This is a genomic window from Nonomuraea sp. CA-143628, assembly GCF_050942315.1.
In the GTDB taxonomy this organism is placed as follows: domain Bacteria; phylum Actinomycetota; class Actinomycetes; order Streptosporangiales; family Streptosporangiaceae; genus Nonomuraea.
In genome coordinates, this window is sequence record NZ_CP192072.1 from 1,993,059 (window position 1) to 2,005,856 (window position 12,798).

At 67.6% G+C, this 12,798-nt stretch carries 11 protein-coding genes and 1 tRNA gene; 8 read left to right on the forward strand and 4 right to left on the reverse strand.

What is annotated here, in order from left to right:
* The first annotated feature begins 653 nt into the window (after positions 1-653).
* The 3 genes from ACQP2T_RS09315 (at position 654) to ACQP2T_RS09325 (ending at position 2,625) form a co-directional block, all read left to right on the forward strand.
* A complete protein-coding gene (locus ACQP2T_RS09315) occupies positions 654-1,460 on the forward strand; it encodes an enoyl-CoA hydratase/isomerase family protein (protein WP_433515766.1) in 807 nt (268 codons plus the stop codon).
* Positions 1,461-1,528: 68 nt separating this feature from the next.
* Positions 1,529-2,044 carry a M48 metallopeptidase family protein gene (locus tag ACQP2T_RS09320; RefSeq protein ID WP_225300554.1) on the forward strand — a complete coding sequence of 172 codons (516 nt, stop codon included), beginning with the start codon at positions 1,529-1,531 and terminating at the stop codon, positions 2,042-2,044.
* The gene (locus ACQP2T_RS09325; protein ID WP_433515767.1) at positions 2,041-2,625 is read left to right on the forward strand and encodes a DUF2064 domain-containing protein; all 585 of its coding nucleotides are present in this window, start codon (positions 2,041-2,043) and stop codon (positions 2,623-2,625) included. Before ACQP2T_RS09320 ends, ACQP2T_RS09325 begins: the two co-directional genes overlap by 4 nt.
* Before the next feature lie 33 nt (positions 2,626-2,658).
* On the opposite strand, the gene ACQP2T_RS09330 is transcribed toward ACQP2T_RS09325, so the two are convergent.
* Genes ACQP2T_RS09330 through ACQP2T_RS09340 form a run of 3 tightly spaced genes read right to left on the reverse strand, consistent with a single transcriptional unit; the run spans position 2,659 to position 5,495 of the window.
* A complete protein-coding gene (locus ACQP2T_RS09330; RefSeq protein ID WP_433515768.1) occupies positions 2,659-3,648 on the reverse strand; it encodes an endonuclease/exonuclease/phosphatase family protein in 990 nt (329 codons plus the stop codon).
* A 36-nt stretch (positions 3,649-3,684) separates the two neighbouring features.
* Positions 3,685-4,245, reverse strand: coding sequence for an NUDIX hydrolase (locus ACQP2T_RS09335; protein WP_433515769.1), 561 nt, complete (start codon positions 4,243-4,245; stop codon positions 3,685-3,687).
* Positions 4,242-5,495, reverse strand: coding sequence for a zinc-dependent metalloprotease (locus tag ACQP2T_RS09340; RefSeq protein ID WP_433515770.1), 1,254 nt, complete (start codon positions 5,493-5,495; stop codon positions 4,242-4,244). Before ACQP2T_RS09340 ends, ACQP2T_RS09335 begins: the two co-directional genes overlap by 4 nt.
* 79 nt (positions 5,496-5,574) lie before the next feature.
* Between ACQP2T_RS09340 and ACQP2T_RS09345 the strand changes: the two genes are divergently transcribed.
* The 5 genes from ACQP2T_RS09345 to ACQP2T_RS09365 all read left to right on the forward strand — a co-directional run bounded on the left by ACQP2T_RS09345 (position 5,575) and on the right by ACQP2T_RS09365 (position 11,387).
* Positions 5,575-6,648, forward strand: a complete 1,074-nt coding sequence (locus tag ACQP2T_RS09345) for an NAD-dependent epimerase/dehydratase family protein (RefSeq protein ID WP_357944621.1) — start codon at positions 5,575-5,577, stop codon at positions 6,646-6,648.
* Between the two features lie 17 nt (positions 6,649-6,665).
* A complete protein-coding gene (locus tag ACQP2T_RS09350) occupies positions 6,666-7,091 on the forward strand; it encodes a molybdenum cofactor biosynthesis protein MoaE (protein ID WP_433515771.1) in 426 nt (141 codons plus the stop codon).
* A gap of 10 nt (positions 7,092-7,101) precedes the next feature.
* A complete protein-coding gene (locus ACQP2T_RS09355) occupies positions 7,102-8,148 on the forward strand; it encodes a YlbL family protein (RefSeq protein WP_433515772.1) in 1,047 nt (348 codons plus the stop codon).
* 132 nt (positions 8,149-8,280) lie between these two features.
* On the forward strand, positions 8,281-11,256 hold the full coding sequence (locus tag ACQP2T_RS09360; protein WP_433515773.1) for a UPF0182 family membrane protein: 2,976 nt from the start codon (positions 8,281-8,283) through the stop codon (positions 11,254-11,256).
* Positions 11,257-11,310: 54 nt separating this feature from the next.
* Positions 11,311-11,387, forward strand: a tRNA-Met gene (locus ACQP2T_RS09365).
* Positions 11,388-12,080: 693 nt separating this feature from the next.
* On the opposite strand, the gene ACQP2T_RS09370 is transcribed toward ACQP2T_RS09365, so the two are convergent.
* Positions 12,081-12,551, reverse strand: a complete 471-nt coding sequence (locus ACQP2T_RS09370; protein ID WP_433515774.1) for a hypothetical protein — start codon at positions 12,549-12,551, stop codon at positions 12,081-12,083.
* Positions 12,552-12,798: the final 247 nt, after the last annotated feature.

The following is a 12,798-nucleotide window of genomic DNA, read 5'->3' on the forward strand; positions in this document are numbered from 1 at the left end:
AGGTCGAGGGCATCCAAGTCGGGAGCCAGGCGATCACGCTCCTCGAGAGACAGGCGAAGGGGCGGGACCGCCGCGTCCTCCAGCACCCCCTGCTCAGCGAGTCGATCCAGCATCGCCCGGCAGTCCGCCTCGGCCAGACCGGCGGCGGCGCCGTCACGCAGCACCTGGCCCAGATCGCGGGTGCCGTCGAGCCCGGACACCCATCGGTGGACCGAACCCGTCACCAGGACGGCCCGTAGGGGATGCGCCCCCAGTTGCAAGGTCTGCTCGTCGCGGACGATCCGCCGGAGGGCGGGCTTCACACGTGGCCTCATGGCGGGCAAGACTGCCACCCCGAACCAAGATCCCGAGCGGCTTACGAGCCACCTGTGGATAACTCTCCGTCATCAGGGTCTCGCGGGCCTTATGGTGGAGTCCGCCTGTGGATAACTCTCTGCCACGAGGGTCCTGAGGACCTTTCGGTTGAGCCCTCTGTGGATAACTGTCCGTCCTCAGGCTCCCGTACGGTTGGGCCGTCTGCGGGCAACTCTCCGCGACCAGGCTCCCGCACGTCTTACGGTCGAGCCGTCGCGGACGACTCTCCGCCACCAAAGGCCCCGAGCGCCGAACAGTCGCACCTCCTGTGGACAACTCCCCGCCGTTACGCTCAGCCCATGAACGCCACAAACCCCACAACCCCCACGAACGAACTCCTGGTGGACCGCAGAGACGACGGAACCGTACTGATCACCCTCAACCGCCCCGACAGACGCAACGCCATGACCGACGGCATGACCGACGAGTGGCGCGAGACCATGGCCGCCCTGGCCGTCGACCCAGGCGTCCGCTGCGTGATCGTCACCGGGGCCGGCACCGCGTTCTCCTCCGGCGGAGATCTGTCCTGGTTGGGGGAACGCGGGGTGGAGACGGTGCCGAAGCTGCGTGACCGGATGCTCGCCTTCTACCGCACCTGGCTGGCCATCACCGAGCTGGAGGTGCCGACCATCGCCGCCGTCAACGGTCCGGCGGTGGGGGCGGGTCTGTGCGTGGCGCTGGCCTGCGATCTCGTGTATGCCGCCGACGACGCCAAGCTGCTGGCCCCGTTCACGAAGCTCGGTCTGCATCCCGGGATGGCGGCCACGTACCTGCTGCCGAGGAGGGCGGGCGCCCTCGGCAGGGAGATGCTGCTGACCGGCCGCACGGTCATGGGACCGGAAGCCGCCGCTAAAGGTCTTATAAATCAATCTTTCCCGAAAAATGACCTTATGTCGGAAGTAGAGGCCATCGCCCAGACCATCGCGCAGAACGCCCCGATTGCCACAAGACTCACCAAGGTCGCCCTGAACCAGGACCATCAACACCTGGACGCCGCTCTGCGCTGGGAGTCTCTCGCGCAGCCGGTGACCATGGCATCTGCCGACATGATCGAGGGACTGACCTCGCATCGGGAAAGGCGCATGCCCAAATTCACCGGGTCTTAATCATCTGACCAGCAGAAACAACCTCTCCCCCTCTGTGGAATTTCGCCAGTCTCGGCTAACGTGCATATGTGCCCCCCGAGACAGTCGAGGTCCGTCGCAGTTCTCGTCGCCGGCGTACGGTCTCCGCCTACCGCGACGGCGACAAGACGATCGTGCTCCTGCCCGCCTGGCTGAGCGGCGAAGACGCTGATGAATGGGTGAGCCGGATGCTCGATCGGCTTGCGGCCAAGGAGAACCGGCGAAGACCGACCGACGAGGCCCTCCTGGAGCGGGCCAAAGAGCTGTCGGCGAAGTATCTCCACGGCAGGGCCATGCCGGCCAGCGTGCGCTGGGTGGACAATCAGCAGCATCGATGGGGATCATGCACCCCGGAGAACGGCACGATCCGGATCTCGACCCGCCTCAAGGGTCTGCCTGAGTGGGTCATCAACTACGTGATCATCCACGAGCTCGTACATCTGCTCGTCCCCAGCCACGGCGCCAGGTTCTGGGCGCTGGTCGAACAATATCCCAAGGCGGAGCGGGCGCGCGGGTTCCTCGAAGGATTCTCCGCCGCCGCACACACGGCACCGGAGGAGTGTTGACGCGCATAGCCGCGGTCCTCGTACGGCAGAGCATGGCGCAAGCCGCCCCCGAGGGCATGGATCCGGACGAGTTCCTGGAGGCCATGGCCGAGGACACCTACGAGATGGTCGCCGGACTCCAACTCGTCACGCCCGTCCTGATCACCAGCGTCCCGGGCCTCGACGCGATCGTCTGGCCCGGCACCGAAGTGCTCACGATCGACGAGGACGAGCCGCTCAAGGCCATCATGAGCCGGTTCGACGGTGACCAGGCGGTGGTGATCGGCGCCGACGCGCCCGACCTGCCGCCCCTGCTGGTCGGCAAGCTCTTCCGTGAGCTGGGCCGCGCCCAGATCACGCTCTGTCCGGCCGAGGATGGCGGAGCCGTGGCGCTGGCCTGCGGCCTGCCCATGCCCGGATGGGCCGACCCCGACCTCGACGACCCCGACCCGGTGACGACCCTGCGTGCCCAGGCGCCCGGCCGCCGCATGGTGGCCACCGTCCCCGGCTGGCACCGCCTGCGCACCCCCGAGGACCTCACCCGGCTAGACCCCGGCCTGGAAGGCTGGGACAACCTCAGGGCACTGCTCAAGGCACACTGAGCTCCGCGAACACAGAGCGAACCCAAGACGAACTCAAGGCACGCTGAGCTCCGCGAACACCGCCCGGTGGTCGGTGCGCGGCACGGTGTGCACGCTGACCTCCTTCACGCCCACGCGCTGGTCCACCAGCACATGGTCGATCGTGATGATCGGCGGCACCCGCTTGTTGGCCGGCCAGGTGGGGATCAGCCCCGCCCCGACCTGGGCGGCGGCGTCCTTGTAGCCGCGGGACAGCAGCCGGCGCATGGGCGTGTGGTCGAGCGTGGCGTTGAAGTCGCCCGCCAGGACGCGCACGGTGTCACCCGAAGCCGGGGGGAGCCCGTCCAGCGCCTCGATCCACTGCGTCACCTGGGGGCCAAGCGGCGGAAAGGGATGTACGTCCACGAACTCCACCGGCTTGCCGCCGGGCAGCGAGACCATCGCCGCGGGCATGTTGTGCCCGACCGGCGGCACCAGGTTGTAGATCGGCTTGAGCGGATGCTTGGAGTAGAGCCCGCTGCCGCTCGCGGACCATTGCTCCTGGAGCACCCGGTAGGGCATCAACCCGGACAGCCCGGCCGTGTCGAGCGCCTCGACGCCGTCGGGTGTGAGCTCCTGGGTGCTCAGCACGTCAGGCTCGTAGCGGCGCACCAGGTCGAGGATCGTCTTCGGGTCGGCCCTGCCGAACAGCATGTTGATGGTGAGCACCCGGAACGGCCGGCCTGCCGTGGTGTCGGCCGTACCCAGGGCCCTGGGCAGGACGGCGAAGCCGAAAGCGGTCGTCGTGAGCAGTGCCACCGCGGTCGCGGCGCGCTTGCGGCTGAGCGCGGCGATCAGCAGCGGGACGAGCGAGCCCGCGGCGGCGTACGGCGTGGCGGTCATGAGCTGGGTGGCCAGCGAGCCGCGTTCGAGTCCCGCCACCCTGGTCAGCGCCCAGGCCGCGAACGGCGTCAGGGCCAGCCAGGTCAGCGTGGTGCCGGTGAGCCTGCGCCGTTTGCGGGCGGGTGTGACGATCGTGCCGCCGACTGTGCTCTCGGTGTGCACATATCCCCCTCGGGAACGGTAGGGCCCACGCGGACTCTAACCAAGCGCGCGTGAGTCCGCCGTCAGCGCCACGCGGCCACGTGCGGCCAACCGCCGCGTCGCCTCGTCGGAGAGCTCCGGGATCTCGTCGATCGGGAACCAGCGCAGGTCGAGGGACTCCTCGCTGATCACCGCCTCGGCGCCCGCCGGGGCCACGGCCGCGTACTCCACGTCGAGATGCCAGCTGTGCGGGGGATGGCACCAGACCTGGTGTTTGTCCAGGGCCAGCGGCCCGGGCAACAGCTCCAGACCGGGAATGCCCGACTCCTCCACCGCTTCGCGCAACGCGACGCCCGCGAGGGAGGTGTCGGAGATCTCACAATGTCCGCCCATCGGCAGCCACATGCCCGCCTTCGGGTGCAGTGTCAGCAGCACCCGCGCGCCGTCGTGCGACAGCACCGCGGTCGTCGCCGTGAGATGACCCGGCACGCACTCGCGCAGCATCGCGTCGTCGTGCGTGCGCAGATGATCGAGGAACTCGGCGCGCAGCGACTCCTCGCCGGGCGTCGGCGCGGTCCAGTCGGAGAGCGCGGCCACCGCGTCCTGGCGCAGGCTCAACTCTGGTCGTCCTCGTCGGGCTTGGCCTCCAGCTTGGAGATGTCCCAGGCGGCCTCGCCGCGGACGAACGCCTCGGGGTCGTCGAGGTCCTCGGCGTGCGGCAGCAGGTCGGGGTGACCCCACAGCGCGTCGCGCCCGTCGACGCCGCGCGCCTCCTTCAGCGCCCGCCACAGCGCCGCCGCCTCGCGCAACCGCCTGGGCCGCAGCTCCAGCCCGACGAGCGTGCCGAAGGTCAGCTCGGCGGGACCGCCGGTCGCGCGGCGCCGGCGTACGGTCTCGGCCAGCGCGACGGCCGACGGCAGCTTGCCCTCCGCGGCGTCGTCCACCACGGTCGCCACCCAGCCCTCGACCAGGGCGAGCATCGTCTCCAGGCGGGCCAGCGCGGCCTTCTGCCGCTCGGTCTCCTCGGGCTTGAGCAGCGCGCCGCCGCTCAACGCCTCCTGGATGGCCTCGGGATTGTTGATGTCGAGCCCGCGGATCTGCTCTTCGAGCGCCGAGGTGTCGACCGTTATGCCCCTGGCGTATTCCTCGACGGCGCCGAGCAGGTTGGCCCGCAGCCACGGCACGTGCTGGAACAACCGGTGGTGCGCGGCCTCGCGCAGCGCCAGATAGAGCCGGATCTCGTCGGCGGGATTGTCGAGCCCCTGGCTGAACGACGCGATGCCGCCGGGCAGCAGCGCGGCCGTGTCGGACAGCGGCAGGCCGATGTCGGTGGTGCCGATCACCTCGCGGGCGAGGGAGCCGAGGGCCTGGCCGATCTGCTGGCCGACCATCATGCCGCCCATCTGCTTGAGCATGCCCATCAGCGGCCCGGCCATCTGCTGGGCCTCTGGAGGCAGGCCCGCGCCGCCGAGCGCGCCGCCCATGGTCTCGACCATGCGCGCGGCGATCGGCTCGCAGAGCGTGCGCCACACGGGGACGGTGTTCTCGATCCACTCGGACCGGCTCCACGCCTGCGGGTTGGACACGCCGCTGGGCAGCGTCGTCGCCTCGTTGAGCCACAGATCGGCCAGGCGCAGCGCCTCCACGATCTGGCGGCGCTCGCCTTCCATGACGCTCGGATCGCTCTCGGCGACCACGGCGTGGCGGGCGATGTTCTTGGCCATGTCCCAGTTGACAGGGCCGGAGCCCTGGGGCGCCGACAGCATGTCGGCGAACTGGCGCATCGCCTGAGCCATCTGCTCAGGGTTGCCGAACATGGCGAACGGGTTCTCGTTGGGGTCGTTTTCGCGACCTGGCAGGTCAGTCACCGCTCTACCTCGTGCAGGATGGAGGAGTCCACATCCGCCACGTTAGTCGTCCTACGGCGGATCAGTGCAAAGTGAGGACCTGGTGCCTACCTCGAAACGCCCGCGCCACCCCGTCGTCGCCGTCACCGGGGCCGCCTCGGGCATCGGCCGCGAGCTGCTCGCAAAGCTCGTATCCTCCGCGGATTTCCGCAGGGTGGTGGCCATTGACGAGGAACGCGGTGACGTCCAGGAAGCCACGTGGAGAGTGATCGACGTACGAGATCCGCTCTTGGCGAACCGCATCTCCGACATCGACGTCCTGGTCCACCTGGCCGGTGACTACGCCGTCGACTCCGATCCCGCCGAGCGGCGCGCGTACAATCTCCGAGCTGCGCAAACGGTGCTCACCGCCAGCGCCGCCGCGCGCGTCCGGCGCGTCGTGCTGGTCACGAGCGCGATGGTGTACGGCGCCGCGCCCGAGAACGACGTGCCCCTGCCCGAGGAGTCCCCGGTCGCGGCCGAACCCGACACGGGGGTCGTGGGCGACTATCTGGAGATCGAGGCGCTCGTACGCAGATCGTCGCGGAGCCACCCCGGGCTGGAGGTGACCGTGCTGAGGCCCGCGGCCGTGGTCGGCCCCGGCATCGACACGGTCATCACCCGCCATTTCGAGTCGCCGAGGCTGCTCACCGTCAAGGGCTGCTCGCCGCGCTGGCAGTTCTGCCACGTCGACGACCTGATCACGGCGCTGGAGCTGGCCGCACGCGGCGTGGTGACGGGCGTGGCCGCCGTCGGCTCCGACGGCTGGCTGGAGCAGGAGCAGGTCGAGGAGCTGTCCGGATTGCGGCGCTTCGAGCTGCCGGCCGGCCTCACCTTCGGGACGGCGCAGCGCCTGCACCGGCTGGGCATCACCCCGGCCCCCGCGACGGACCTGCACTACGTCGTCTATCCGTGGGTCGTCGACTGCACGGCGCTGCGTGAGGCCGGCTGGAAACCCGCCTGGACCAACGAGACCGTGTTCGAGCAGCTCCTGGAGCTGCGCGAGAACAGGACGACCGTGGTCGGCAGGCGGTTGCCGGTCAAGGAGGCCACGCTCACCGCCGCGGGCGCCACGGTGGCGGTCATCGGCACCGCCGCCATCGTCCGTCAGGTGCGCAAGAAGCGCCGCCTGTGACTATGTAGGCTCTGTTCGTGGACGTCATCCGGTTGCTCGGGATTCGCGAGACCTCGCTCTCGGTGGACGAGGTGCTGGCCGCTGTGGGGGACCACGCGGCAGGGGGCACCACACTCTTCGTCGGCACCGTACGCGAGCAGGACCACGGCAAGCCCGTGACCGGGCTCTCCTACTCGGCGCACCCCTCGGCCCTCGACTCGCTGCGGCAGGTGGCGGAGAAGGTGGCCGCCGATTTCCCGGTCACCGCCCTGGCCGCCGTGCACCGGGTCGGCGATCTGGAGCTCGGCGACATCGCCGTGATCGTCGCGGTCGCCTGCCCGCACCGGGGTGAGGCTTTCGAGGCGTCACGCAGGCTGATCGACGACCTCAAGTCCCAGGTACCGATCTGGAAACACCAAATCTTCGCCGACGGGTCGGCCGAGTGGGTCGGCGCCTGCCAATAAGCTCGTCTTCATGTCGCGACGCGCCTTGACCCTGCTGGTTGCGGGTTTCCTCGTGCTAGCGCTCGGTGTCGCAGGGGCTTTCCTGCCCGTGCCGTACGTCGTACTGAGTCCTGGGCCGACCGAGAACACCATCGGCGAGGTCGACAAGAAGCCCGTGATCACGATCACCGGGCATCAGACCTTTCCTACGAAGGGCGCGCTGCGCCTGGTCACGGTGGCTTACCAGGGTGGGCCGAGCAGCAGGATCGATCTGCTGACCGCGTTGCGCGGCTGGGTCGATCCGACGGTCGCGGTCGTCCCCGAGGAGACCATCTTCCCCAAGTCCCGCTCGCCCAAGGAGGTCGAGGAGGAGAACACGGTCGAGATGACCAACTCCCAGGACTTCGCCACCGCGGCCGCGCTGACCGAGCTCAAGATCCCCTTCGGTATGAAGGTCTCGGTCGCGTCCACACAGAAGGGCAAGCCGGCCGACGGCAAGCTGAAGCAGGGCGACGAGATCAGCGAGGTCGACGGCAAGCCGGTCGTGAACGTCAAGACCGTCAGCGACGCCGTGAAGGCGCACAAGCCGGGCGACGCCGTGGCTTTCACGGTCACGAGGGGCAAGGACAAGAGCGAGGTCAGCGTGCCTACCGTGGCGGACGGAGACGGCCAGGCCGTCGTGGGCGTGATCATGCAGGAGAGCTACAAGTTCCCGTTCAAGGTCGACATCAACGTGGGTGACGTCGGCGGGCCGAGCGCCGGGCTGATGTTCTCGCTCGGCATCCTCGACAAGCTGACCCCCGGCGAGATCACCGGCGGCAAGGACATCGCGGGCACCGGCACCATCCAGGCGTCGGGCGAGGTCGGACCCATCGGCGGCATCGCCCAGAAGATGGTCGGCGCCCGCAAGTCCGGCGCGACCGTGTTCCTCACCCCGCCGGACAACTGCGCCGAGGCCATGAAGGCCGTCCCCGACGGGCTCCGCCTGGTGAAGGCCGAGACGCTGCACGCCGCGGTGGGCGCCCTTGAGGCACTGCGCACCGGCAAGGGCGATGTGCCCGCTTGCGCTGCTGGATGAAACTTCTGGCGAATGCCATCCGTTAGCCGTACGGCTGGCACAGCGGTGTAGGTTGCCAGACACGGACCGTTTGTTCATCACGACGAGGGGTTGGCCTTGAGCTTCCGGACCCCAGGAGCCGGCGGCAGGGCAATGCGTTTGCCCCGCCGACCGCGACTGCTTCTTCCAGTTGCGATCGCGCTCGTGGCGATTGTGGCGCTGTTTTTCCTATTTTCCGGTATTTATACCGATTATTTGTGGTTCGACACGGTCGACCCTGGAGTCGACTACACCTCGGTCTTTTCCGGGGTGCTGCTGACCGAGATCGTGCTGTTCCTGGTCGGAGCGGTGCTCATGGTCGGCATCGCCGGCGGCAACATGCTGCTGGCCTTCCGGATGCGGCCGATGTTCGGCCCGGCCATGTTCGGTGGCGGTAGCGGCGCCGACCGCTATCGGATGGCGCTCGACCCCCACCGCAAGCTGATCTTCATCGTCGGCATGGGCCTGCTCGCGCTCTTCGCGGGCTCGTCGTTCGCCGGGGAGTGGCAGACCTGGCTGCAGTTCATCAACGGGGTGCCCTTCGGCACGAAGGATCCCCTGTTCCAGATGGACGTGTCGTTCTTCATGTTCGACTATCCGTTCATCCGGATGATCCTCAACTTCCTGTTCACCGCCGTGATCATCTCGATCATCCTGGCGGGGATCACGCACTACCTCTACGGAGGCTTCCGGCTGCAGTCGCCCGGCGTGCACGCCTCCCGCGCGGCGCGTGCCCACCTGTCGGTGCTGCTCGGTGTGTTCGTGCTGCTCAAGGCCGTCGCCTACTGGATCGACCGCTTCGGGCTCGTCTTCTCCGACCGCGGCTTCGTCCACGGAGCCTCCTACACCGACGTCAACGCGGTGCTCCCGGCCAAGACCATCCTGGCCATCATCGCGCTGATCTGCGCCGGTCTGTTCTTCGCTGGAGTCATCCGCCCCGGTGGCATGCTGCCCGGCGTCTCCTTCGGCCTGCTCGTGCTCTCGGCCATCCTGATCGGCGGCGTCTACCCGGCGCTGGTCGAGCAGTTCCAGGTCAAGCCCAACCAGCAGCTCAAGGAGTCGGCGTTCATCCAGCGCAACATCGACGCCACGCGGGCGTCGTACAACGTCGACAAGACGGAGATCCTGCCTTACACGGCGGAGGCAGACCCGACCAAGGTCCAGACCGGCGGCGACGCCTCTGTGTCCGGCGTCCGGCTGCTCGACCCCGCGCTGGTCTCCGCGACCTATGAGCAGACCCAGCGCATCCGCGGCTTCTACGGCTTCTCCGCCCAGCTCGACGTCGACCGCTATCCCGATGCCAGCGGCAAGCAGGTCGACCACGTCGTCGGCGTACGCGAGCTGCTCGGGGCACCCGAGGGCCAGAACAACTGGATCAACAACGCCCTCGTCTACACCCACGGCTACGGCATCGTGGCGGCGCCCGGCAACGAGGTCACCGACCCCGGTGGCCTGCCCGACTACGACGCCAAGGACATGCCGGTCGTCGGCCCGCTGGTCAACTCGACCAAGCTGAAGGAGCCGCGGGTCTACTTCGGTGAGAGCCCGGGGTCCAACGAATACGTCATCGCGGGCGGCAACCCCAACAACCCGCAGGAGCTCGACTACCCGGAAACGGGCGGCACCGAGCAGAAGAACACCACCTACACCGGCAAGAGCGGTGTCCCGGTCGGCTCGTTCCTCAACCGGCTGGTCTACGCGGCCAAGTACGGCGAGAAGAACATCCTGCTCTCGGGTGACGTCAACGACAACTCCAAGATCCTTTACGTGCGCAACCCGCGCGAACGGGTCCAGAAGGTCGCGCCGTTCCTGACCCTGGACGGCAACCCCTACCCGTCGATCGTCGACGGGCGGATCACCTGGATCATCGACGGTTACACGACCTCCAACGAATACCCCTACGCGCAGAGCGAGAGCCTGGGCGACATGACCCGCGACCGCAACACCGACCGCCGCGTGGTCGCCCAGCAGCCGCAGGACAAGGTCAACTACATCCGCAACTCGGTCAAGGCCACCGTCGACGCCTACGACGGCACGGTCACGCTGTACGCCTGGGACGACAAGGACCCGGTGCTCAAGACCTGGAGCAAGGCATTCCCCGGCATCATCCAGCCGGAGGCGAAGATGAGCGCCGACCTCAAGGCCCACGTCCGCTACCCGGAAGACCTCTTCAAGGTGCAGCGCTACATCCTGTCGCGCTATCACATCACCACCCCCGCCGCCTTCTACAGCGGCCAGGACTTCTGGAACGTCCCGAGCGACCCGTCACAGGGCGACACCAACACCAAGCAGCCGCCCTACTACGTGACCACCACGATGCCCGACCAGAGCCCGGCGCCGACGTTCTCGCTGACGACGACGTTCGTCCCGAAATCGGGGCCCAACCTGGCGGCCTTCATGGCGGTCGACTCGGTGGCCGGCCCTGACTACGGCAAGCTGCGCATCCTGCGCATGCCATCCAACACCCCCATTCCCGGCCCCGGACAGGCACAGAACGCCTTCCAGAGCCGATTCGCCGGCGAACTCAACCTGCTGGGCGTGGGCGCCTCGTCGGTCAGATACGGAAATCTGCTGACTCTGCCCTATGCCGGGGGGTTGGTGTACATCGAGCCGGTGTACATCCAGGTCGCCGCCGGTGGGGGCCAGGAGCCCTATCCGATCCTGCAGCGCGTACTGGTGTCGTTCGGCAGCAAGATCGGTGTCGCCCGCACCCTCGATGACGCGCTGAAACAGGTCTTCGGCGGAGAGCAGCAGCAGACGACGCCCAACAACGAGCAGGCCAAACCCAACCAGAACACCACTGCTCTGAAGTCGGCGATCGACAGTGCGCAGAGCGCCTACAACGACGCTCAGAAGGCCCTGCAGTCAAGCCCGCCCAACTGGGACGAGTACGGCAAGGCCCAGAAGCGGCTGGAAGCGGCGCTGAAGGCACTGGAGGCGGCGGGTGCTCTGCCGTCCACCGCCACCACCCCGACGCCGGCACCTACGGCTTCTCCGTCGGCGTCACCCACGGTGTCACCGTCGACCTCCGCCACCCCGACGTCCACCGCAACCCTCACCGCAACCCCCACGCCGACGGGCGGTACGTAGGCTCTTCGATTTGCTTCCACCCCGTGCCACCTATAGTCTTTAGACACACACCGACGCGGGGTGGAGCAGTTCGGTAGCTCGCTGGGCTCATAACCCAGAGGTCGCAGGTTCAAATCCTGCCCCCGCTACCAAGTCGAAAAAGCCCTCCAGGTTTATCCTGGAGGGCTTTTTCGCGCGCCCAGTCACAATGGGCCTCGCTTCGCTCGGACTGTGTTTCTCGAGGCGGTGCGCAAAGGGCTTCGTCTGGGGCGCTTCGCGCTCGGGGCTCTGACGCCGGCTTCCAGCCGGGCCGAGTCCCGACCCCTGGAGGGCCTCGCTTCGCTCGAACCGCCTTACTCAGGCGCGCCTTCGGCGCGCAACCCTCACGGCTGGCGCTTCGCGAGAGTGAGCAGCCACCTGTTGACCTGAGTCGATCATCATGACTATTCGTCCCGACGTCGATCTCTAGGACCCGCACCCCGTCGGGCAAGGAATGCACAGTGTCCGAGACCCGCCAGGCCGCAAAACGTCAACTCGATCACAACCCCGCTCAAGAGCCACCGAGGCCAGGTCTCGACCGGGCCGGCTTCGCCGAGCACCCAGAGGACGAAGATCAAGGTGGCGAGTCCGCAGAGGAGGAGTCCAGCGCTCAGGCGGATGTATGCACGACGGGGGATGGACCTCCCCAATCTCCACAGGACCATGGGCAGGGAGAACAGCACGAAAGTGCTCATCGCGCCACCTGCCAAGGTGCCCAGGAGATAACCGAGAGGCGCTTGGAACGTGGTCAGCCCAGTCATACTTCTCGGCCAGCCATGAGCCCGTCGCCCAAATCAGCGTGAGAATCACCAAAATGACGAGGAACTCGCCGATGGTCGGCCAGCCCGTGCGTCAGTTGCCGGACGGCTCCGCCACGGCGCTGCCAGATCCTCGGCGAGCCGTTGCGGCACTCGCTTCCACCACCAGCCATCGGGTCGTTCAGCTCTGCCAACACGAGAGAGCGCTTCGCCGCCGTCGTCCAGTGTGGCGGCTCGAAAGCGCGCGTCCAGCGGCAGGAGCTCGTGGTCCAACATCATCCGAGCCGGCTCTGTAATCAAGGGCCTGACCTGGGCCAGCCAATCGCGGCAGGACAGGTCGTTCAGGTATTCATACACGGGCTCGTCGTAGCCGCGCTCAATCTCGGAGACGAGCCATTCCCATTGGGCCAGCATGCTGCGGAAGGAGAAATTCGTCGACCACCCTTGGGCGCGGAGTACACGCCCAGCCTCCTGTAATGACAAAAGGTCTTCAGCTCCAAGCCGTCGTTCGTTCCCCATGGGTCAAGCATGCCGGATGCCTCCTGCGCACAGGTGTCACAGCTCTGGCTTCATGGTTGTCGATTTCCGGAGTAGGTGGGTGCCGCCAGCAGCCCTACGCCCGACAGCAGGAACATGGCACAGTACAGCAGGGTGAAACGCAGCCGTACGGTGTGCGCCGGGGTTCTCATGGGTTCGAGGATGCCGTGCCGCCCCTAACAGCGATGTGACAGCCTCCGTTCGGCCGGTGTTAGGGGCGCGTCCGTAC